At 72.1% G+C, this 20,133-nt stretch carries 19 protein-coding genes and 1 pseudogene; 6 read left to right on the top strand and 14 right to left on the bottom strand.

Annotated features, from left to right (window positions below):
* Nucleotides 1–165: 165 nt before the first annotated feature.
* A complete protein-coding gene (locus tag HS048_RS06695) occupies nucleotides 166–768 on the bottom strand; it encodes a TetR/AcrR family transcriptional regulator (RefSeq protein ID WP_196466459.1) in 603 nt (200 codons plus the stop codon).
* Nucleotides 769–839: 71 nt separating this feature from the next.
* Between HS048_RS06695 and HS048_RS06690 the strand changes: the two genes are divergently transcribed.
* Together HS048_RS06690 and HS048_RS06685 are read left to right on the top strand one after the other, a co-directional pair.
* A complete protein-coding gene (locus tag HS048_RS06690; RefSeq protein WP_196466458.1) occupies nucleotides 840–1,673 on the top strand; it encodes a class I SAM-dependent methyltransferase in 834 nt (277 codons plus the stop codon).
* A gap of 37 nt (nucleotides 1,674–1,710) precedes the next feature.
* A complete protein-coding gene (locus HS048_RS06685) occupies nucleotides 1,711–1,947 on the top strand; it encodes a hypothetical protein (RefSeq protein WP_196466457.1) in 237 nt (78 codons plus the stop codon).
* 7 nt (nucleotides 1,948–1,954) lie between these two features.
* Here HS048_RS06685 and HS048_RS06680 read toward each other — a convergent pair whose 3' ends face one another.
* The gene (locus HS048_RS06680) at nucleotides 1,955–2,308 is read right to left on the bottom strand and encodes a hypothetical protein (protein ID WP_196466456.1); all 354 of its coding nucleotides are present in this window, start codon (nucleotides 2,306–2,308) and stop codon (nucleotides 1,955–1,957) included.
* Between the two features lie 200 nt (nucleotides 2,309–2,508).
* The gene (locus HS048_RS06675; protein WP_068896265.1) at nucleotides 2,509–3,729 is read right to left on the bottom strand and encodes a YncE family protein; all 1,221 of its coding nucleotides are present in this window, start codon (nucleotides 3,727–3,729) and stop codon (nucleotides 2,509–2,511) included.
* A 244-nt stretch (nucleotides 3,730–3,973) separates the two neighbouring features.
* On the opposite strand from HS048_RS06675, the gene HS048_RS06670 reads away from it, so the two are divergent.
* On the top strand, nucleotides 3,974–5,053 hold the full coding sequence (locus tag HS048_RS06670) for a hypothetical protein (protein WP_196466455.1): 1,080 nt from the start codon (nucleotides 3,974–3,976) through the stop codon (nucleotides 5,051–5,053).
* A gap of 20 nt (nucleotides 5,054–5,073) precedes the next feature.
* On the top strand, nucleotides 5,074–5,649 hold the full coding sequence (locus tag HS048_RS06665; RefSeq protein WP_068896261.1) for a pyridoxamine 5'-phosphate oxidase family protein: 576 nt from the start codon (nucleotides 5,074–5,076) through the stop codon (nucleotides 5,647–5,649).
* Nucleotides 5,650–5,750: 101 nt separating this feature from the next.
* Here HS048_RS06665 and htpX read toward each other — a convergent pair whose 3' ends face one another.
* From htpX to HS048_RS38465, 7 genes and pseudogenes are all read right to left on the bottom strand, one after another.
* Entirely contained in the window at nucleotides 5,751–6,602 is an 852-nt protein-coding gene (gene htpX / locus HS048_RS06660; protein WP_068896259.1) for a zinc metalloprotease HtpX, read from the bottom strand.
* 97 nt (nucleotides 6,603–6,699) lie between these two features.
* Nucleotides 6,700–8,478, bottom strand: a complete 1,779-nt coding sequence (locus HS048_RS06655) for an NADH-quinone oxidoreductase subunit N (protein WP_196466454.1) — start codon at nucleotides 8,476–8,478, stop codon at nucleotides 6,700–6,702.
* Nucleotides 8,475–10,214, bottom strand: coding sequence for a NuoM family protein (locus HS048_RS06650; protein ID WP_196466453.1), 1,740 nt, complete (start codon nucleotides 10,212–10,214; stop codon nucleotides 8,475–8,477). Before HS048_RS06650 ends, HS048_RS06655 begins: the two co-directional genes overlap by 4 nt.
* A gap of 91 nt (nucleotides 10,215–10,305) precedes the next feature.
* Nucleotides 10,306–12,267 carry an NADH-quinone oxidoreductase subunit L gene (locus tag HS048_RS06645; protein ID WP_196466452.1) on the bottom strand — a complete coding sequence of 654 codons (1,962 nt, stop codon included), beginning with the start codon at nucleotides 12,265–12,267 and terminating at the stop codon, nucleotides 10,306–10,308.
* Between the two features lie 197 nt (nucleotides 12,268–12,464).
* Nucleotides 12,465–12,761: pseudogene (gene nuoK, locus HS048_RS36880) on the bottom strand (NADH-quinone oxidoreductase subunit NuoK); the annotation flags it as partial.
* A gap of 1 nt (nucleotide 12,762) precedes the next feature.
* On the bottom strand, nucleotides 12,763–13,302 hold the full coding sequence (locus tag HS048_RS06635) for an NADH-quinone oxidoreductase subunit J (RefSeq protein WP_068896251.1): 540 nt from the start codon (nucleotides 13,300–13,302) through the stop codon (nucleotides 12,763–12,765).
* Nucleotides 13,299–14,153, bottom strand: coding sequence for an NADH-quinone oxidoreductase subunit I (locus tag HS048_RS38465; protein WP_269435832.1), 855 nt, complete (start codon nucleotides 14,151–14,153; stop codon nucleotides 13,299–13,301). Before HS048_RS38465 ends, HS048_RS06635 begins: the two co-directional genes overlap by 4 nt.
* Before the next feature lie 271 nt (nucleotides 14,154–14,424).
* Between HS048_RS38465 and HS048_RS06625 the strand changes: the two genes are divergently transcribed.
* On the top strand, nucleotides 14,425–15,810 hold the full coding sequence (locus HS048_RS06625) for a serine/threonine-protein kinase (RefSeq protein WP_196466450.1): 1,386 nt from the start codon (nucleotides 14,425–14,427) through the stop codon (nucleotides 15,808–15,810).
* A 121-nt stretch (nucleotides 15,811–15,931) separates the two neighbouring features.
* Here HS048_RS06625 and nuoH read toward each other — a convergent pair whose 3' ends face one another.
* The 4 genes from nuoH to HS048_RS06605 form a co-directional block, all read right to left on the bottom strand.
* A complete protein-coding gene (gene nuoH / locus HS048_RS06620) occupies nucleotides 15,932–16,888 on the bottom strand; it encodes an NADH-quinone oxidoreductase subunit NuoH (protein ID WP_068896247.1) in 957 nt (318 codons plus the stop codon).
* A complete protein-coding gene (locus HS048_RS06615; protein WP_196466449.1) occupies nucleotides 16,888–17,469 on the bottom strand; it encodes an NADH-quinone oxidoreductase subunit C in 582 nt (193 codons plus the stop codon). The genes nuoH and HS048_RS06615 overlap by 1 nt, the downstream gene beginning before the upstream one ends.
* A complete protein-coding gene (locus tag HS048_RS06610) occupies nucleotides 17,466–17,924 on the bottom strand; it encodes an NADH-quinone oxidoreductase subunit B (protein WP_255529625.1) in 459 nt (152 codons plus the stop codon). Before HS048_RS06610 ends, HS048_RS06615 begins: the two co-directional genes overlap by 4 nt.
* 91 nt (nucleotides 17,925–18,015) lie before the next feature.
* Entirely contained in the window at nucleotides 18,016–18,387 is a 372-nt protein-coding gene (locus HS048_RS06605; RefSeq protein ID WP_196466448.1) for an NADH-quinone oxidoreductase subunit A, read from the bottom strand.
* Nucleotides 18,388–18,557: 170 nt separating this feature from the next.
* On the opposite strand from HS048_RS06605, the gene HS048_RS06600 reads away from it, so the two are divergent.
* Nucleotides 18,558–20,081 carry a polysaccharide deacetylase family protein gene (locus HS048_RS06600; protein WP_196466447.1) on the top strand — a complete coding sequence of 508 codons (1,524 nt, stop codon included), beginning with the start codon at nucleotides 18,558–18,560 and terminating at the stop codon, nucleotides 20,079–20,081.
* Nucleotides 20,082–20,133: the final 52 nt, after the last annotated feature.

Here is a 20,133-nt window from a genome sequence, read left to right as displayed (position 1 = left end):
CGCGGACGACCGCGGCGGGGCAGCCGCCGCGCTCAGGTCCCGGACCACGGCCTCGCGCCCGGCCTCGGCCTCCAGAACTCAGAAGCCGGACCCCTGAGACCTGTTCTCGGCCTGAATCTTCAGGTGGGCCGAAGGCTTCGGACCGGAAGGTCGCTGCCGAGGAGCTTAGAGCAGTCGTCTTTGCACGACGTCGGCGATGACCGCGGTCACGACCTTGCCGACGGCTCCGGCGTCCGGCGGGCCGCCCTCCCTCTCGGCGAACAGCAGGTGCCCGGCCCCGATCAGCGAGAGCGCGAGCGCGTCGGCGTCGGTGTCGACCGCGATGCGGCCCAGCTCGCACTCGTCGTCGAGGTAAGAGGCGATCATGGCCGCGGCCTCCGCAAGGACCGGGATCCCACGGCCCGGCCGAGTTTGGCGCAGTCGGACGCGCAGCTCGTCTCGGAAGACGACGAGACCGACGATCGCCACCGCGACGAGGTCGAACAGGTCCATCAGCGCGCCGGTGAGGTTGCCGGCGACGGTGCCGGTCCCGGCGGCCTCGCGCAAGGCCGCGGCCTGATCGTCGATCCGGGCGATGCGCTCCTGCACGAGATCGACGAGGAAGGCGTCGAAGTCGGCGAAGTGCCGATGCAGGACGCCCTTGGCGACGCCCGCCTCGGCGGCGACCGCGCGGCTGGTCAACGCGTTCGGCCCGTCCCGGAACAGGATCCGCTCGGCCGCGTCGAACAGATGCCGGCGGGCGTCGCGGATGTGCACCCCGGTCGGCATCGCGCCCTCCTCATGTCCACCGTGAGTCACCGCCCCTTGCCGAGTGGGCGAGCGCCCACTATGGTGGGCGCATGCCCACTATACCGCAGGGGCAATCACGCCCTTCTCGGAACGAGCCCCACCGGGCCAGACAGGTAGCGCAGTCGTTCGGGGTGGACGCCGAACGCTACGACCGGGCCCGCCCCCCTTATCCCGATTCCCTGGTCCAGCGGATCGTCGCGGCCAGCCCTGGACCCGACGTCCTGGACGTCGGCTGCGGTACCGGCATAGAGGCCCGGCAGTTCCAGGCGGCCGGCTGCACGGTGCTGGGCGTCGACCCCGATGAGCGGATGATCGAGTTCGCTCGGCGCAGCGGCGTCGAGTCCGAGGTGGCGACGTTCGAGGAATGGGATCCGGCCGGCCGAACGTTCGACGCGGTCGTCGCAGGTCAGGCCTGGCACTGGGTGGACCCGGTCGCGGGCGCCGTGAAAGCGGCCCGGGTCCTGCGACCCGGCGGCCTGCTGGCGGTGTTCGCGCACGCCTTCGAGCCTCCCCCGGCCATTGCGGAAGCCTTCGCGGCGGTCTACCGGCAGGTGGTGCCCGACTCTCCGTTCAACGGCCGGCCGCCGCAGCAGACCCTGGACCTCTACCGGACGATGTTCACCACGTTCGCCGGCGGAATCCGGGAGACGGGCGAGTTCAGCGACCCGGAGCAGTGGCGGTTCGACTGGGAGCGGTCCTACACCCGCGACGAATGGCTGGATCTGCTGCCCACGACCGGTGGCCTCACCTGGCTCCCGGAGGACAAGCAAGTCGAAGTGCTGGCAGGCGTCGGAGCCGCCGTCGACGCGATCGGAGGCGGCTTCACGATGCCTTACACCACGATGGCGGTCACCGCGGCGCGAACCGGCGCTCTCCGGCGGTGACGTCATGGCCGCCCGCGTGCGAAACGCCCTCACACTCTTGCGGCCGCTTCGAGATGCCGACGGGATCGAGGTCCGGCCACACCGCACGGTGCTCCACAACTCGATCCACCGCGTCGACGATGACCTCATGGTCGACCTGCACGCCTACGGCACCCGAGCCCCCGACGCCCCGGTCATCTACCTGGCCCGCACCGAGGCCGACGACGCCGCGGTGACCTACCTCGGCTGCTTCGAACGTGTCCGGGGTGGCGCCGAACAGCCCGGTCTGCAGTAGGCACCGGTCATGCCGGCAGATCGACAGCGCTGATCACGGAGCAGCCGAAGGTCTCCGAGAGCACCTCGCGCTGATGGTCCGTCAACGGGTTGAGGAAGACGACCGCCTCCGCCCCGGTCCTTTCGCAGGCCGACGCGATCTCTCGCACTTTGCCCCCGCTCACCAGCGTGCGGGACGAGTAGGGGCGGTCCATCGTCCTGACACCGCCGTCGGAGACGCCCCGGCGCTGCACGAAGCGGCCCACCACCCGGGCGCCGAGAGTCTCGACCGCAGCGGCCAGTTCGTCCATGAGCACGGTGTACCGCTTCTGCTTGGCGGAGAAGTATCCGACGAGGAGAGCGTCCTTGCCGGCCAGGACCACGGGCGGGAGACGCGGCGCCCTTCCCGCAGTCCGGGTCTTCCGCGGACGACGGTCCCGTTGCAGACGCCGATGCGGCTTCACGACCGACACGCTACCGAGCAGATGATCGATGTTCGGCCTGTCGAGCCGGGCATCGACCCGGATCGAGGCTCCGATCAAGCCGCTGAGAAGCCCGCCCCGCCTGATCGGTCGATCGGCCGTCAGCCGGTGGCTAGCGAGTCCAGCACGTCCTGGGGTGCGGCGCCGAGGCGCTCCCGCTGGGGGAAGCGCCCCACCGGGATGCGGGCCACCTCTTCGGCGGTGGCGTAGTCGATCACGGAGACGACGTCCTGGTTGCTGAGGGAGACGAAGCAGTGCCGGCCGTCCACGCTGGTGGCGGTCCAGTACGGCAGGCTGTCGGCGGCGTAGTGCCGGTATCCGGCCACGGACAGCGAGGGCCGGTCGACGATAGCCACGTAGTCGTCGATCGTGCCCGCCATGCAGAGCTTCCGTTCGTCCCCGGAGAGCGCCATGCCGTGGTGGGCGGAGTTCTGCGGGTAGGCGTCCGGGGACATGGCCCGGGCCCTGTCGCTGAACGGCATGGTGACCGTGCGGACGGTCCTCCCGGCGTTCAGGTCGTACTCGATGAACCCGTTGAGGTAGGACAGCTGGGCGTACATGTACCTGTTGTCGGCGGTGAACACCGAGGGCCGCACGCCGTAGGCGAACCGGTGGGTCCGCAGGACCCGGTGCGTCCGGGCGTCGACCACCGTCACCCGTTTGTCCCCCTTGAGCACGTTCAACGCCCTGGGCAGCGAGGTGACGCCGATGCTCTGGTTGTACAGCAGCGTCCCGTCCGGGGAGTAGTCGTTGCCGTGCGGATAGGTCCCGGTCGGGAAGGAGGTGACGGGCCGTCCGTCGGCCGTGTCCAGGACCACCGCCTTGGCGGCGGTCAGCGCGGAGACGACGAACCGGGTGCCGTCCGGGGAGAGCGCGGCGTGGTCGGCCTTGAACCCCTCGATCTTGTGGCGCCACAGGATCGTGCGGGCCTTGACGTCGAAGGCGACGACGTCGGCGAGGTTGCCGCGGGAGACGTAGAGCGTCCGGCCGTCCGGCGAGAGCGCCATGTCGTCGACGAACTTCCGGTAGCCCTGCGCGGCGTTGACCGCCTCGTATCCGGCCCTCTCCACCGGGTTCATCGCCGCGAGCCGCTCCTCCAGGTCGGGGATCGCGTCGAGCGAGCCCAGGTTCTGGAAGGTACGGCCGTCGATGAAGCTGACCGTGCCCGCCTGAGCGTTGCCGACCAGCAGCACGTCCCGCAACGGCTCGGTGCGCGCCGCGCCCCAGGCCGCGTTCGTGCCGGCGAGGGTGACGGCGGCGGCGCTCAGCGATACGGCCAGTCGGCGCAGGGTCCTGCGGAGAGCGCTGCGGGAACGAACCATCTCCGATCCTTTCGACGGCCCCCCGACACCCGACATGATCGGCAATTCTGTGTGATGCGCATCACACTTCCTAGGCACTCCGGAGCCAAACTCCGGCCGTCGGGCTGTCATCCCGCGACAAGCCGGACTCCCGTAAGGAGTCCCCGCGCTTTCCCGGAGCCGGGAGAACCGACGCCGTGGCCGACTCGTGACACAACCTTTCGCGGCCCGGCCGCATCTATCCGGGTGACGAAAGGAGTCCTCGATGGGCCCGATCTCCCCCTCACGCGCGCTCGCCGCGCTCACCCTCGCCGCCGCAGCGGCCACGACCACGATCACCGCCCCGGCGCAGGCGAACACGGGAGCCGCCTCCGCCACCCGCTCCGCCCCGGCCTCGACGGCCGCGACGGCCTCCACCGACACCGACGCCGACGCCGACGCCGACGCCGTACGGTACGCCTGGCTGAAGAGCTGCACGAAGAAGAAGGACGTCGCGGTCCCCTGTGGCGCATGGACGCTGAGCCTGCGCAGCGGGAGGACCGTCCGGCTGCCCGACGCCCGGGTCCACCCGGTGTACGCCGGCGGCAAGAGCGACATGAGTGCCGGAGCCCTTTTCACGGTCAGCGGTGACGGCCGCGTCGTGAACTACTTCAAGGGGGACCGGCTCGTGGTCCGGGACGTGTCGAGCGGGAAGGTCCGCCCCCTGCCGGGCAGAGCCGCCTCCCTGCCCAGAGGACTGGACATGAGCGAGGTGGACATCGAGATCTCCCCCGACGGCTCGATCGTCGCGGTCGACTACCTCGACACCGCCGCGAGACTGCCCACCCTGATCGCCGACGTGGAGAGCGGCAGGGTCGCCGAGTTGCCGCCGGACGGCACCGTGCTGGGTTTCAGCCCGGACGGCCGGCACCTGCTCACCAGCCGGTTCACCGACGACAACACCACCGAGTTCACGGTCTTCGACACCGGCGGGCGCAGGACCGCGAGCCAGGTGGTCCCGCAGATCGTCTCCAACAACTCGCCGGTCGCCCTGGCCGACGACGCCACCACGGTGGCGTTGATCGTCACCGGCGCCTCGGGCGGCTCGCGGCTGCGCACCTACGACCTGGCCTCCGACGCCGTCTCCGACGCGGTCGCGCTCGGCATCCCCAAGGGAGAGACCCCGCAGCGGCTCTTCTGGGACCCGGCCGGGGCTCTGACGCTCTGGACCTCGCGCGGGGACGCGGAGGGCGACATCACCTCCGCCGTGCAGCGGACGGTCGGCGCGGCGACCGGCGCCACCCGCAGGCTGGACTCCTTCAAGATCAAGTCCGGTCTCTGGACGTGGTGGTTGCCGGGCGAGTGAGCTCGGTTATCTTCCCTTTCATGGGGAAAATCCACGACAGGATCGACGACCGGCTGCGCGCGTTCATCGGAGCGCAGCCGGTCTACTTCGTCGCGACCGCTCCCGAGCAGGGCGGTCACGTCAACGTCTCCCCCAAGGGATACTCCGACACCTTCACCGTCATCAACGACTCCACGGTGGCCTACCTCGATCTCGACGGCAGCGGCGTGGAGACCATCGCCCACCTCCGCCAGAACGGCCGCATAACGATCATGTTCTGCGCCTTCTCCGGCCCACCCAACATCGTGCGCCTGTACGGCACGGGCCGCGTCGTCGTGCCGGAGGACCCCGGCTTCCCCGAACTGCTCGCGAGGTTCGGCCCGCACCCGGGGGTGAGATCGATCATCGTCGTCGACTGCGACCGCATCGCCGACTCCTGCGGCTTCTCCGTCCCCTTCATGTCCTACGACCAGGACCGCACGCTGCTGGACGAATGGGCCCAGCGCAAGGACTCCAAGGCCAAGCGCGCCTACCGGGCCAAGAACAACCGCGAGAGCATCGACGGCATCCCCGGCCTCTCACCAGGGGAGACCGACCCCGCCGTCCTGCACTCCTAGGACCGCCGGTACGGGTCCCGGTATCGGCCCCGGTACGGGGCCGCCTCAGCCGACTCCCGGTACAGGCGCTCGCGGACTCCCGGTACGGCGCTGTACGGCGCTCAGCGGCGGTAGCCCGCCATGCGCTCCAGACGGGCGACCCGCTCGGCGGTGGGCGGATGGGTGGAGAACATCCGGCCGATCCCGGCGCCCCGGAAGGGATTGGCGATCATGAGGTGCGAGGTCGAGGCGAGGCGGCCGTTCTCCGGGAGCGGGAGCCGCCTCGCACCCATCTCGATCTTCCGCAGCGCCGAGGCGAGGGCCAGCGGGTCACCGGTCAGCCGGGCGCCCGACTCGTCCGCCTGGTACTCCCGGGAGCGGGAGATCGCCATCTGGATCATGCCGGCCGCCACCGGGCCGAGCACCATCATCAGCAGCGCACCGAGGAAGCCCGGTCCCTCGTCGTCGTCTCCGCCGCCGAAGAACATGCCGACGTAGCCGAGATAGGTGATCATCGTGGCGAGCGCTCCGGCCACCGAGGAGATCAGGATGTCCCGGTTGTAGACGTGCGACAGCTCGTGGCCGATGACCCCGCGCAGCTCGCGCTCGTCGAGGAGCTGCGTGATGCCATAGGTCACGCAGACCGCGGCGTTGCGCGGGTTGCGCCCGGTGGCGAAGGCGTTGGGCTGCATGGTCGGGGAGACATAGAGCCTCGGCATGGGCTGGCGGGCCTCGGTGGAGAGCTCGCGCACGATCCGGTAGAGGACCGGCTGCTCGACCTCGCCCACCGGCCGGGCGCGCATCGCGGACAGGGCGATCCGGTCGGAGAGGAAGTAGGAGACACCGTTGCCCAGCAGGGCGATCACGAGCGCGATCTGCACGCCGACGCCGCCTCCCAGCCACGCCCCCACCGTGATGATCACCGCGGACAGCGCACCCAGAAGGATCGCGGTGCGCAGACCGTTGTGCCGCACGACGTCTCCTCCCGGTCGATGCTGGTTCCTGCAGTGGCGTTGACGCTGGTTCTGCAGTGACAACGTCTCCGGCCCGGCCCAGCGTTCCCCGGGACGCTCAGCGCGAGGCGATCAGGAACCCCGGCACCAGGTCGAGCACCGCCTGCGGAGCCGCCGAGAAGGCCACCGCGGCGATGCCGGACAGGGCGATCGCCACGCCCACGGGCAGCCATCCGGCGGCTGAGCCGGGTCCTCCGCGAGCCGCACCGGACGCCGCGCGGGCCGCACCCGGTGCCCCGGTGGCGGCATCCTCGGTGACGACACCCTCGGTGGCGGTATCGGCGGTATCGGCGGTATCGGCGGTCCCGCCGGCGGCCGGTGCGCGTGCCGGGACCGGGGCCGGGGTGAGGATCCGGGCAGCCCAGGTGGCGTAGTAGTAGAGGCCGATCACGGTGTTGACCGCCATCACGGTGACCAGCCACGCCCCGCCACCGTCGACGATCTCCCGGAACACCACGATCTTGGCGAACAACCCGGCCAGCCCCGGCGGCAGACCGGCCAGGCAGATCAGGAAGAACACCAGCGACAGGCCCGCCGCGGGACTGCGGAAGGCCAGCCCCCGGTAGCCGTCGATCCCCTCCTGCCCGTCCCGCCTCGACACGAGCATGACCACGGCGAACGCTCCCAGGTTCATCGCGGCGTAGAACACCAGGTAGGCGATCGAGGCGTTCGCCGCCTCACGGGTCTGGACGCCGAGGGGCGCGAGGATGTAGCCGGACTGGGCCACCGACGACCACGCGAGCAGGCGGACCGCGTGGCGCTGCCGGAGGGCCAGGAGGTTTCCGGCGGTCATGGTCAGCGCCGCCACGATCGCGATGATCGGAACCCAGAGTGCCGCCTGGGCTGGCAGGGCCGCGACCAGGATGAGGATCAGACCCGCGAACCCCGCGGCCTTGGAGACCACCGAGAGCAGCGCGGCGACCGGGACCGGCGCCCCCTGGTAGACGTCCGCGGCCCAGGCGTGGAACGGCACCGCCGCGACCTTGAAGGCGAATCCCGCCAGGACCAGCACCATGGCCACGGTCAGCACGGGCGGCAGGTCGTGGGAGATCTGCAGCGAGGAGGCGTAGGCCTGCGGGCTCTCCGCCGGCGGAACGGGATCCACGCCGGACCACGGTGTGTACTGCCGCAGGGCCTGCGCCAGCCGGTCGAGGTGGACGGTCCCGGTCACGCCGTAGAGCAGGGAGACGCCGAAGAGCATCACCGCCGTGGAGACCACCGAGACGAGGAAGAGCTTGACCGCCGCCTCCGAGGCGCGGCCGTCGTAGCGTCTCAGCGCGGTGAGCGCGAAGACCGGCAGGGACACCAGCTCCAGGGCGACCACCAGCGTGATCAGGTCGCGGGCCGCGGGCAGGACCACCGCGCCGGTCAGCACGCAGAGCAGCAGGAAGTGCCACTCCCCGGCGGGGACGTCGGCTCCGGAGGAGATCTCCGCCATCGACAGCAGCACCACCACGATCCCGGCCGCCAGCGCGAGCCCCGCGAAGACGAGTGTGAAGCCGTCCACCACGAACGAGCACGAGGGGCCCGCCGCGATGGCGGGCAGGTCTCCCGCCGGAGGTCCGCCGCTCATCGCCCCGGACGGGATGAGACCGGGCCGTGAGGACCCCGCCAGGCCTTCGGGCACGCAGAAGGTCCGCAGCGGGGCGCCGGTGCGCAGAGCCTGCGCCACGACCGCGCCCAGTGCTCCAAGCACCCCGGCCAGCGTCACCCCGCCCAGCAGCGGCCGGGAGTACGGTCTGCGGGGCAGGAAGGCGTCCAGGAGCAGCACGAGACCCGCGGCCAGCGCGAGGATCAGCGGCGGCGCGATCGCGTAGAGGTCGATCGACTGGATCACGGGGCCCCCACGAAGGTTCGGACCACCGGGTCGGTGATGAGCAGCAGTGCCTTCGGCCAGAGGCCGAACAGCAGGATCAGCCCGACCAGGGGCGCCCAGGCGGCCACCTCGTAGGCCCTGACGTCCCGGAGTCCTCCCCTGCTTCCAGGTCCGGCCCCTCCGCCTCCGGGTCCGGCCCCTCCGCCGGTGCGCACGCTCGCCGTTCCGGTGTCCACGGCGTCGGCGCTCACCCTGCCGGCGCCTTCCGGCACGGCGTCACCGGGGCCGGTAACGGCTTCCGCCGCGGTGTCACCGGGGCCGACGCCGGCTTTCACGCCGGCGAGCAGCGGGGCGTGGACGGTCTCGGTGGGACGGCCGTGTGTGACGCGGGAGAGCATGACCAGGAAGTAGGCGGCGGTCAGCACGGTGCCGAGGCCACCGACGGCCATGAAGGTCAGGAAGAGCGGGCGGGACAGGCCGGGAGCGGGCTCGAAGGCGCCGAGGAGGGCGAGCATCTCCCCCCAGAAGCCGGCCAGGCCGGGCAGCCCGAGGGAGGCGACGCAGGCGAAGGTCAGCACGGACCCGAGGTGCGGCAGCCGTACCAGCATGCCTCCGCCGAGCGTGGGCATGTCGGCGGTGCCGTACCGCTCCTTGACGGCCCCGGCGACGAAGAACAGCAGGCCGGTGATCAGACCGTGTGCGATGTTGCCGAACAGGGCGGCGTTGACCCCGACCGGGGTGAGCGTGGCGAAGCCGAGCAGCACGAAGCCCATGTGGCCGATCGAGGAGTAGGCGATCATCCGCTTGAGGTCGCGCTGGGCCAGGCACGCGAGCGAGCCGTAGACGATGCCGACCACCGCGAGGGCGCCGAGCCAGGGGGCGACGGCGGCGGCCCCGTCGGGCAGGATCGGGATCGCGATGCGGGCGAAGCCGTAGGTGCCCATCTTGAGCAGCACGCCGGCGAGCAGCACGGAGCCGACCGTGGGCGCCTCGGTGTGGGCGTCCGGCAGCCAGGTGTGCAGCGGCCACATCGGGGTCTTGACCGCCAGCCCGATGCCGATCGCCAGGAAGGCGATGATCTGCACCGCCCGGGGCATCCCGGTGCCCTGCGCCCCCGCGAGGGCGACCATGTCCAGGGTGCCGGTCTGCGCCCAGACGAGCAGCAGGCCGACCAGGAGCGCGACCGAGCCGAGCAGCGTGTAGAGGATGAACTTGGTCGCCGCCGCGCGCCGGGCCCGGCCGCCCCAGACGGCGATCACGAAGTACATCGGGATGAGGACGATCTCGAAGAAGACGAAGAAGAGCAGCAGGTCGAGCGCGAGGAACGCGCCGATCATGCCGACTTCGAGGACCAGCAGGGTGAACACCAGGGCCCGGGGGCGGTTGCCGCCCGGCCGGGGCCGCAGTAGCTGCCCGGGGCCGTCGGAGCGGCCCCAGCACAGGTAGACGAAGCAGAGGAAGGTCAGCAGCGTGGTCAGCACGACCAGCGGGAGCGAGATCCCGTCGACGCCGAGGTGGAACCGGAGGTCCAGTCCGGGGATCCAGGCGAGGTCCGTCGTGAACTGCACCCGTGCGGGGTCTGCGTGGTCGAACCCCGCCGCCAGCACCACCGCCAGCAGGAACGTGATCCCGGAGACGGCCAGCCCGTGCAGTCTCAGCAGCCGTCCCCTGGCCGGCGCGTCCGCCGGGAGCGGCGCCAGCAGCACGGCGGATCCGGCGAGCGGCACCGCGAGAAGCGCGATCGGCAACCAGTTCATCGGCACGTCACCTCCCGGCGGATCGGGGACAGCCCCGCCCGGTGGATCGGGAGCGGGCCCGCCGCGCCCGTCTCCTGTGACAGGAGGGAACTCATCCGAACACCACCGCCCCGACCGCGATGAGCAGCACGCCCGCGAGCAGGCCCGTCAGGTAGAGCTGCAGGTTGCCGTTCTGCGCCGACCGCATCAGGCCGGACAGCCCCAGAGCCGCCCGGCCGGAACCGCGCACCGCGCCGTCCACCGCCCGGTCGTCGGTGCGGACGACCAGCCCGGCGAGGGCGAGGACCGGGGCGACGAACAGCGCCCGGTAGGCGGAGTCGACGTAGAAGGCCCGCTCGCAGAGGAGTCGGAAGGGACCGAGCATGCGGGCGGGGTCGCTCCGCGGGTCGCTCCGCCACACGGCGTAGACCGCTCCGGCGCCCAGCAGCGCCACCGTGACGCTCAGTGCGGCGGTGCCCCAGTGCACGCCGGCGGCACCGGCGAAGCCCAGCAGCAGGGCGGGCACCGCGAGCACCAGGATCGGCCGGCGCATGGCGGCCGGAGCCTCGTGGACGTCGATCACGTGGGCCGTGCCGGGGGCCGGCTCCGGAAGGGCGACCGCGGGACGCTCGCCGAAGAAGGTGCGCAGCCAGGCGCGGGTGGCGTAGGCGCCGGTCACCGCGACCGTGGCCAGGGCGCTGCCGTACAGCAGCAGGGCGGCGGCGTCGGCGAGCGGCCCGTGTGAGACGGCCCGCTCGACGGCGACCAGGACCTCGTCCTTGCTGAAGAACCCGCTGGTCGGCGGGAGGCCCATCAGGGCGGCGAAACCGATCGTCATCGCCGCGAAGGTGACGGGCAGCTCCCGGCGCAGGCCCCCCATCGCGCTCATCAGGTTGGAGCCGACGGCGTGGATGACCGCTCCGGCGCAGAGGAAGAGCAGGGCCTTGAACGCGCCGTGGGTGATCAGGTGGAAGACCGCGGCGCCGTCGGAGCCCGCGGCCAGCGCCGCCGCCATGTAGGCGAGCTGGCTGATCGTGGAGTAGGCCAGGACCCGTTTGAGGTCGTCCTGGGCGAGGGCCGCGAGGGCGGCGCCGAGCATGCCGAGAGCGGCCAGGACGGCGAGGACGTTCAGGGTGAGGTCCGCGAGGACGAAGAGCGTGTGGAGCCGGACGACGACGAAGATCCCGGCGGCGACCATGGTGGCCGCGTGGATGAGCGCGCTGATGGGGGTGGGACCGGCCATCGCGTCGGGAAGCCAGGTGTGCAGCGGGGCCTGGGCGCTCTTGCCCGCCACCCCGGCGAGGATCAGCAGCGTCGCGACGGTCAGCGTGCTGACGGGCATCGACGTTCCTGCGGCCGTCGCGCCGACGGGTGAGATGTTCATGGCCGCGGCGAGGATGTCGTCGATCCTGAAACTGCCGGCGGCCGTGCCGAGCACGAAGACGCCGAACAGGAAGCCGACGTCGCCTATGCGGGTGACCAGGAACGCCTTGACCGCCGCCCGGGAGTTGGCGCGCTCCTCCCACCAGTGGCCGATCAGCAGGTAGGAACAGAGGCCCATGACCTCCCAGCCCACGTAGAGGACGAGGAGGTCGGCGGCGTAGACGACCAGCAGCATCGCGGCGGTGAACAGGCTGATGAACGCGCTGTAGGACGGGTAGCGGCGGTCGCCGCGCAGATAGCCGATCGAGTAGACCTGCACGGCGAGCGCGACGACGGTGACCAGGACCGCGATGGCCGTGGACAGGCCGTCCAGCTGGAGGCCGAGTGAGATCGGCACCGATCCCGTGTCCACGACGGTGAGCGTCCCGGTGACGGAGGGGACGTCGGATGCGTCCGCGAAGGGGAACGGCGCTCCCCCCTCGTCGCCGAACCGCGTCCAGTGGGTGTAGGCCAGCCAGGCCGCGAGGGCGGTGGAGGCGGCGGTGGGGACGACGGCGATCCAGGCGGCCCGGCGGTTCGCGGCCGTGTCGGCGGGTCCGCCTCGGGCGTGCCCCGGCCAGCGCGATCCCAGCAGCGCCACGGCCGCGGACAGGAACGGCAGTGCGACGGCGAGCGCGGCGAGGGCGATCACGGCGTCACCGTCCCGGAAGTCGTGCCGTCGCGGCCCGATGCGCCGGCATCGGCGCCGGGGACGGTGACGGGAGAGGTGTCGGCGGCGAGGAGCTCGGGGCGGGGCGCCCCGGCCGAGGAGGTGTCGGGCGCGGGACCGTCTCCGGAGTCGTCGTCCGGGCCGGAGGCATCACCCGGGCCGGAGGCGCCGGGTTCGGCCAGGGCGCGCAGGCGGTCGAGGTCGACGGTCCGGCGGTTGCGGTAGAGCGCGAGGATGATGGCGAGGCCGAGGCCGACCTCGGCGGCGGCGATCACGATGACGAAGAGCGTGAGGACCTGGCCGCCGTGGAGCCGGTCGCGCAGCCAGACGTCGAAGGCGACCAGGTTGAGGTTGACCGCGTTGAGCATGAGCTCGACGGACATCAGGACGAGGATGGTGTTGCGGCGGGCGAGCACGCCGTACACGCCGATGGAGAACAGCAGCGCCGAGACGACCGCCGGGTAGACGACGTGCACGTCACTCCCTCCCGCGGATGTCGGTGCGGGAGATGACGATGGCGCCGATCAGGGCGGCCAGCAGCAGGACCGAGAGCGCTTCGAAGGGGAGCACCCAGGTGCGGAAGATGCTGGAACCGAGCTCGCCCGCCGAACCGCGGCCCGGCTCCAGGGGGGCGTAGGCCGCATGGAAGCCGTCGACGACCACGGTGACCAGGACGGCGGCCGTCGCGAGGGCGACGACCGCGGCCGCGACCCGGTTGCCGCTGTCGAGGTCGGCGGCCCTCCCGATCGGGGCACGGGTGAGCATGATGCCGAACAGGAGCAGGACGACCACGGCCCCGACGTAGATCAGCACCTGGACCCACGCCACGAACTCGGCCGTCAGGACCAGGTAGCACCCGGCGAGCGCACCGAAGCAGACGACCAGCCAGAGCGCGGCGTGGACGAGCTGCCGGGTGGTCACGACCAGCAGCGCCGAACCGACGGCCAGCACCCCCAGGAGGAGGAAGACGATCTCCTGCCCGGTCGGCGACAGGTAGGACGGCACCGCTTCGGTCATGACTCCTCCTCACCGCCGCCCGGGTCCGTGGTGGAAGCATCCCCCGGTCCGCCCTTCGCCGGAGGCCCGCCGCTCCCGCCTGTGGACGGATCGCCGCCGGACGGACTTCCTGTGGACGAACCCCCCGGAGGTTGCCCCTCGGACGGGCCGTCCTTCTTCGGGAGCGCCCCCGGCGGTCTGATCGCCCGGACGCTGGCATGCCTGGCCGATGCCCTGCGCCTCGGCCGCCCCGTTTCCTCCTGCGCGGGACCGGACGCGGCAGGGGGTTCCGCGGCGGGACCGGGTTCGACGGGGGGTTGGGCAGGGGGTTCCGCTGAGGACTCGGCCGGAGGCCGGGGCCTGGCGGTCGCGGCGGACCGGGCCGGGGCCGCGGGACGGGCGGGGCGGGAGGCCGCCGCGAGCTCCTTGGGCGGGTCGGCGTTGGGCTCGTGGGCGGGGGGCGGGGGGACGGTCTGCACCCAGGCGGCCAGCCGGTCCCGCTCGTGGACGAGGTTGCGGATGTCGCCGTCGGCGTACTCGAACTCCGGGGACCAGAACAGCGCGTCGAAGGGGCAGACCTCGATGCAGATCCCGCAGTACATGCAGAGGGAGAAGTCGATGGCGAAGCGGTCGAGCACGTTGCGGGCGCGCGGGCGCCCGCCCTCGGGCGCGGGCAGGGTCTCCTTGTGGGAGTCGATGTAGATGCACCAGTCGGGGCACTCGCGCGCGCAGAGCATGCACACCGTGCAGTTCTCCTCGACGAGCGCGATCACCCCCCGGCTCCGCGCCGGCAGATCCGGCCTGACCTCGGGGTACTGCTGTGTCACCGACCGGCTCAGCATGTGCCGGAGGGTGACGGACAGCCCCTTCACCAGTCCTACTCCCGGTATTCGCGCCACTTGGACATCATGACGCACCGGGGGTCCCGCGGGAATGCGACGGCCCCGCAGAAGACGCAGAAGACCGCGAAAGACACGGAAGACCGCGGAAGTCTGCGGAAGTCCGCGGAAGACCTCGTCCACAACTCCCACCGGTTATCCACAGCCGTTGTCCACAGACTGTGTGTTCGAGTTATCAGGCCCTGAGGGAGATCAACCGGGAGAGGGACTGCGAGCGCCCCCGGATGTACGTATTGTTCCGGCCATGTCCCAGCAGTACGGCTCCGCCTGGCACCCGTCGCAGAAACCCGCCCCGTCCACCACCGGATTGAGCGTGGTGTGGGCGCTGGTACCCCTGTTCACCTGCGGTCTCGGCACCCCGTTCATCATGGGGTACGCTGCCCGGCGGCTCCGGAGCGTCCCGCTCGTCCTCGCCACCGTCCTCTACGCCCTCGGGATGGGCGTGTTCCTCATCGAGGTGCAGATCTACGAGGACACCGACCTGGCCCCGGCCTGGCTGGACGCCCTGACGACGGTCGGCCTGCTCGGCTCGTGGTTCGGCGGGCTCGGCCACGCGCTGATCATCCGCGGCTCGGTCTTCCGGGAGCGGCCCTCCTTCTCCGGGGCGCCCTACCACCCCCCGGCCGCCCCCGCGCCGCACCCGCACACCGTGGGCCCAGTGGCCCCAGTGGCCCCGCCGTACGACCGGCCCGCCCACCCGCAGCACACCGCGCCGCCGCTCCACCACGGCCCCGGACCCGGACCGTACACGCCGGTCCCGCCGCCCGGCCCTCGGCACGCGCCGCACACGCAGCACACGCTGTACAGCCCGCAGTCCTCGGACGCGAACGTTAACAGGACCTTCGCGCGGTCCGACCGGTCCGCCGAGTGGATCGGGCCGTACCGGGTGATCGACACCCTGGGCCGGGGCGGGCAGGGGACGGTCCACCTCGCGCTCAGCCCGCAGGGGCAGAAGGTGGCGATCAAGGTCCTGCACGAGCGGTTCACCGGCAACCAGGCGGCCCGGGACCGGTTCCTGCGGGAGGTGGAGGCGACGCGCCGGGTGGCGACCTTCTCCACCGCCCGGGTGCTGGACGTGAACATCAACGACGACCAGGCCTACGTCGTCAGCGAGTACGTGGACGGGATGTCGCTGGAGCAGCTCGTCCGCGACCAGGGGCCGCGCGGCGAGGACGGGCTGACCCGGCTCGCCCTGGCCACCGCGGGCGCGCTGGCCGCGATCCACAAGGCGGGCGTGGTGCACCGGGACTTCAAGCCGGCCAACGTGCTGATCGGCGCCGACGGCCCCCGAGTGATCGACTTCGGCATCGCCCGCGCCCTCGACCAGGTCACGGTGACCTCCAGCGTCATGGGCACCCCCGCCTACATGTCCCCCGAGCAGCTCGCCGGCGGGCACGTCGGCCCGGAGACCGACGTCTTCAGCTGGGCGTCCACGATGATCTACGCCGCCTCCGGCCGCACCGCCTTCGGCTCGGACACCATCCCCGCGATCCTCAACCGGGTGATCAACCACCAGCCGGACCTGTCGGTCCTGCCCGCCTCCCTGCGCCCGCTGGCCGCCGCCTGCCTGGAGAAGAACCCCGCCAACCGGCCCACCGCCGCCGACATCATGCTGCGCATCGTGCAGTGACCGTGCAGTGACCGTGCAGTGACCGTCCCGCCCGCGGTCCCCGGGCGGGGCGGTCACCCGGCCGCGACCCCGGCGACGGCGTGGTCCCCTGGCTCCAGCCGTACCCCGACGGACGGGGCGGTCATCCGGCCGCGACCCTGACGACCCCGGTGAGCAGGAGCTGGACCAGCGCCAGCGGCACCAGGCCGGTCCAGGCGAGCCGCTGCAGCTGGTCCTCGCGCAGCCGGGGGTAGCTCACCCGGACCCAGATCACCACGAACACCAGGGCGAACACCTTCAGCAGCATCCACACCGGACCGGGCAGCAGCGGGCCGTGCCAGCCGCCCAGGAAGAGCACGCTCGTGAGCGCCGAGAGCACGATGATCCCGGCGTACTCGGCCAGCATGAACAGGGCGAAGCGGATGCCGGTGTACTCCGTCATCGGGCCCATGATGATCTCCGACTCGGCGATCGGCATGTCGAACGGCGGGCGGCGCAGCTCGGCGAGTCCCGCGACGAAGAACACCACGCCGCCGACCGCCTGCCAGGGCAGCCACCACCACTGCCAGGCCTCCACGATGCCCGGCAGGGAGAGCGTGCCCGCCGCCATCGCGACGCTGGACGCGGCCAGCACCAGCGGCAGCTCGTAGGACATCAGCTGCGCGGCCGAGCGCATCCCGCCCATCAGGGAGTACTTGTTCCCCGACGACCAGCCGGCCATGATCGAGCCGAGCACGCCGATCCCCATCACGGCCAGCACGAAGAACAGCCCCGCGTCCAGGTCCACCCCGACCAGACCGGGCCCGACCGGGATCACGACCATCACCACGAGGTACGGCACCAGCGCCACGGCCGGGGCCACGGCGAAGACCCGGCGGTCGGCGGCGGCCGGGATCACGTCCTCCTTCTGCAGGAACTTCACCCCGTCGGCGATCAGCTGGGCCCAGCCGTGGAAGCCCCCGGCGTACATCGGCCCGAGCCGGGCCTGCATGTGCGCCATGACCTTGTGCTCCATCTGGCCGGCGACCAGCGGCAGCACGAGGAAGACCGCGACGATCGCGACCAGCCGGACGGCGGCGTCGAGCACCTCGGTGAGCATCACGCCTCCGTCTCGGAACGCCCCTCGGCCCCGCCGTCGCGCGCCCAGTCCGCGGGCACGCCGGGCGGGAGGGTCTTGCGGCGGCTCGGGGAGCCGTGATCCGACTCGCCCGGTTCCTTCGCCCCCGGCCAGGCCTTGGCGACCCGGGATGCCAGCACGAAGTCCTTGCGCAGCGGGAAGCCCTCGAAGCCGTCCGGCAGCAGCAGCGGGACGAGGTTCGGGTGTCCCTCGAAGACCACGCCGAACATCTCGAAGGTCTCGCGCTCGTGCCAGTTCGCGCCCCGGAACACGCCGGTCGCGGTGGGCAGCCGGGGGTCCTCGCGCGGCACCCGGGTGCGCAGCAGCAGGCGCGAGCGGGCGTCCGGGTCGTAGACGCAGGCGACGACCGCGAAGCCCTCCGGCGGTTCGTCGACGCCGGTCAGCCAGTCGAGGAACACGTGGCCCCCGTCGCGGGCCGCCTCCAGCAGGCCGGTCCAGTCGCCGGGCTCGACGTCCGCCGTGGTCTCGCCGAACGACTCCGACACCCGGACGCGGGAGCCGTACCGCTCCTCGATCGCGGAGACGTCGGCCCGCCCGCTCATCCGCGCCCGCCCTCGGGGGCGTAGCGGTCGCCCAGGTGCTCGGCGGCGATCTTCTCCTGGAGCTTCATGATGCCGTGCAGCAGCGCCTCCGGCCGGGGCGGGCAGCCGGGGACGTAGACGTCCACCGGGATGATCTGGTCGACGCCCTTGGTCACGCAGTAGGAGTCCCAGTAGGGGCCGCCGGTGTTGGAGCAGGCGCCGAAGGAGATGACGTACTTGGGGTCGGGCATCTGCTCGTACAGCCGCTTGACGGCCGGGGCCATCTTGTCGGTGACGGTGCCGGAGACGATCATCAGGTCGGCCTGCCGGGGGCCGTTGGCGAACGGGATCACCCCGAACCTGATGAAGTCGTGCCGGCTCATCGAGGTGGCGATGAACTCGATCGCGCAGCAGGCGAGACCGAAGTTGAACGCCCAGAGCGAGTAGCGCCTCCCCCAGTTGAGGACGAAGCGCATGGGCTTGGGGGCCAGTCGCGAGACCGGCCCCACCGCCGGCCGTACGGTGGGCATCGGGAGATCCGCCATGGGTCCATTCTCCTCCCGCGGGTCACGTCCAGGCGAGCACCCTCTTGCGCCAGGCGTAGAGGATGCCGAGCGCGATGAAGCCGAGGAAGACGAGCATCTCCACCAGAGTGGTCGTGCCGAAGCCGGGGGCGGCGAAGACCGTCGCCCAGGGGAAGAGGAAGACCGCGTCCACCGCGAACACCACGTACAGGTAGGTGAAGACGTAGTAGCGCACCTGGGACTGGGCCCAGTCCCCGCCGACGGGGTCGACGCCGCACTCGTAGGTGGTCAGCTTCTCGGCCGTCGGCCGGTGCGGGCGGAGCAGCCGGTTGGCCAGGAGCCCCCCGGCGAAGATCGCCACCCCGATCGCGAGCAGCGCGAAGACCACCGCGTAGGAACCGAAGTAGCCGTCCAACGGACCTCCTCTCGGGGACCCGTCCCGCGGAGGTCGCGGGTCCCGGCCGCTAACGGATCCGACATGCATCGTCACCGAGTGGAGCGGTTAAACCTGAATCAGCCAAAGCCTGCTTACCGGTCGTACCAAGAAAAGGTAAACGACGCCATTCCCGCCCTACGGTGACATCCATGCACAGAATGCGATTCGTCGGCGGGGTGGCGCTACTCACAGTAGCCATGATCGGCTGCGGCTCCACCGCGACCTCCCTCGCGGCGGACGGCCTGATCCCCTCCGAACCCACGCTCGTCGAGTACGCGGACCCCTCCCGGGTCGAGGGCCTGACCACGGCCACCATCACCGACGGCGACTCCGGCGAACGCAGAGTGCACATCGTCTACCCGGTCCTGGCCGACGCGCCCGGCCTCACCGAACGGCTCCGCGCCGTGGTGACCGAGCGGCTCGACCGGTTCACCGCGACCGCCGTCCGCCCGGCCGGCCGGGACGGGAGCGCCCGCCCCGAGCTCAACGTGGACTGGCTGCTGCCCGCCGCGACCGAGCAGGTCGTCGGGGTGCGGCTGGGCGTCGGCGAGCTCACCCAGTCCGGCTGGCGCGAGTCCAGGACCACCGTCTGGTACGACCGGGTGGAGAGGCGGGCCGTGGACTCCGCCGGCCTGCTCTCCGGCGGTCCCGCGCTGGCCTCGCTGGCCGGCCTGGTCAGGGCGGAGCTGGCCGGCCGGGGGCCCGGCGTGGACGCCTCGGCCGTCCGGGCGGACGCGCGGCTCTTCGACTCCGTCGGCTTCAACCGGCACGGCGACCTCGTCGTGGAGTTCGACGACTACCAGGTGGCCGCCGGTTCGCTCGGCCGGGTGGCGGTCGCGGTGCCGGCGGGCAGGACCGAGGGCCTGCTCTCCCCCACCGGCCTGCGGGCCCGGGCCGCGGCCGTGCGCGCCGGACGGCTGCCGGTCTCGACGCCCACCGCCGAGTCCATCAAGGCGTCCATCAAGGCGGCGGCCGCCGGCAAGCCCCCGGCGCGGAGCACCCGGGCGGGCACGGTGGACTGCGCGGCGGTCAGGTGCGTCGCGCTGACCTTCGACGACGGGCCCGGCCCGGCCACCGGCGAGCTGCTGGACGCCCTGGCCGCCCGCGGCGCCAGGGCCACCTTCTTCGTCACCGGCTCGAACGCGGTCGCCCGCCCCGACCTGCTCGGCCGGATGAGCCGGGAGGGGCATCTGGTGGCCAACCACACCTGGTCCCACCGCGACCTCGCCTCGCTGCCCCCGGGCAGGGCCGCCCACCAGCTGACCCGGGCCCAGGAGGCGATCGGCCAGGCGATCGGCCAGGCCCCCACCCTGGTGCGCCCGCCGTACGGCTCGGCCGGCGCCGGGGTCGCCGAGGCCGCGCGCGGGCTGGGCCTGGCGGTGGTCGGCTGGGACGTCGACGCGCTGGACGCGCGCGACCGCGACCCGCGGGCCGTCGCGCGCCGGGTCGTCGCCGGAGTGCGGCCGGGGTCGATCGTGCTGATGCACGACGTCCACCGCCCGGCCGTCGAGGCGGTCCCCGAGATCCTGCGGCGGCTGTCGGCGGAGGGCTACGCCTTCGTCACCGTGCCCGAGCTGTTCGGCTCCGCGGGGACGCGCCCGGGCCAGACGTACCGCTCCGGCCCGGCCGCCCCGGCCGCCCCGGGCGGCCCGGCCGCCTCCGCACGGTCATAGCCGGCGGCTATGACCCCATAGCCGGAAGAGATGGGGACCCCGCCCGGGAAGG

The organism is Planomonospora sp. ID91781, from assembly GCF_015711595.1.
Classification (GTDB): domain Bacteria; phylum Actinomycetota; class Actinomycetes; order Streptosporangiales; family Streptosporangiaceae; genus Planomonospora; species Planomonospora parontospora.
The sequence above is the reverse complement of the archived record's forward strand: the minus strand, read 5'-3'. Positions and strand labels throughout refer to the sequence as shown.

Coding starts and splice junctions, on each gene's coding strand:
- HS048_RS06695 (WP_196466459.1), bottom strand. CDS start 768: ATGCCGACCGGGGTGCACATCCGCGACGCCCGCCGGCATCTGTTCGAC.
- HS048_RS06690 (WP_196466458.1), top strand. CDS start 840: ATGCCCACTATACCGCAGGGGCAATCACGCCCTTCTCGGAACGAGCCC.
- HS048_RS06675 (WP_068896265.1), bottom strand. CDS start 3,729: ATGGTTCGTTCCCGCAGCGCTCTCCGCAGGACCCTGCGCCGACTGGCC.
- HS048_RS06670 (WP_196466455.1), top strand. CDS start 3,974: ATGGGCCCGATCTCCCCCTCACGCGCGCTCGCCGCGCTCACCCTCGCC.
- HS048_RS06665 (WP_068896261.1), top strand. CDS start 5,074: ATGGGGAAAATCCACGACAGGATCGACGACCGGCTGCGCGCGTTCATC.
- HS048_RS06650 (WP_196466453.1), bottom strand. CDS start 10,214: ATGAACTGGTTGCCGATCGCGCTTCTCGCGGTGCCGCTCGCCGGATCC.
- HS048_RS06635 (WP_068896251.1), bottom strand. CDS start 13,302: ATGACCGAAGCGGTGCCGTCCTACCTGTCGCCGACCGGGCAGGAGATC.
- HS048_RS06625 (WP_196466450.1), top strand. CDS start 14,425: ATGTCCCAGCAGTACGGCTCCGCCTGGCACCCGTCGCAGAAACCCGCC.
- nuoH (WP_068896247.1), bottom strand. CDS start 16,888: ATGCTCACCGAGGTGCTCGACGCCGCCGTCCGGCTGGTCGCGATCGTC.
- HS048_RS06615 (WP_196466449.1), bottom strand. CDS start 17,469: ATGAGCGGGCGGGCCGACGTCTCCGCGATCGAGGAGCGGTACGGCTCC.
- HS048_RS06610 (WP_255529625.1), bottom strand. CDS start 17,924: ATGCGCTTCGTCCTCAACTGGGGGAGGCGCTACTCGCTCTGGGCGTTC.
- HS048_RS06600 (WP_196466447.1), top strand. CDS start 18,558: ATGCACAGAATGCGATTCGTCGGCGGGGTGGCGCTACTCACAGTAGCC.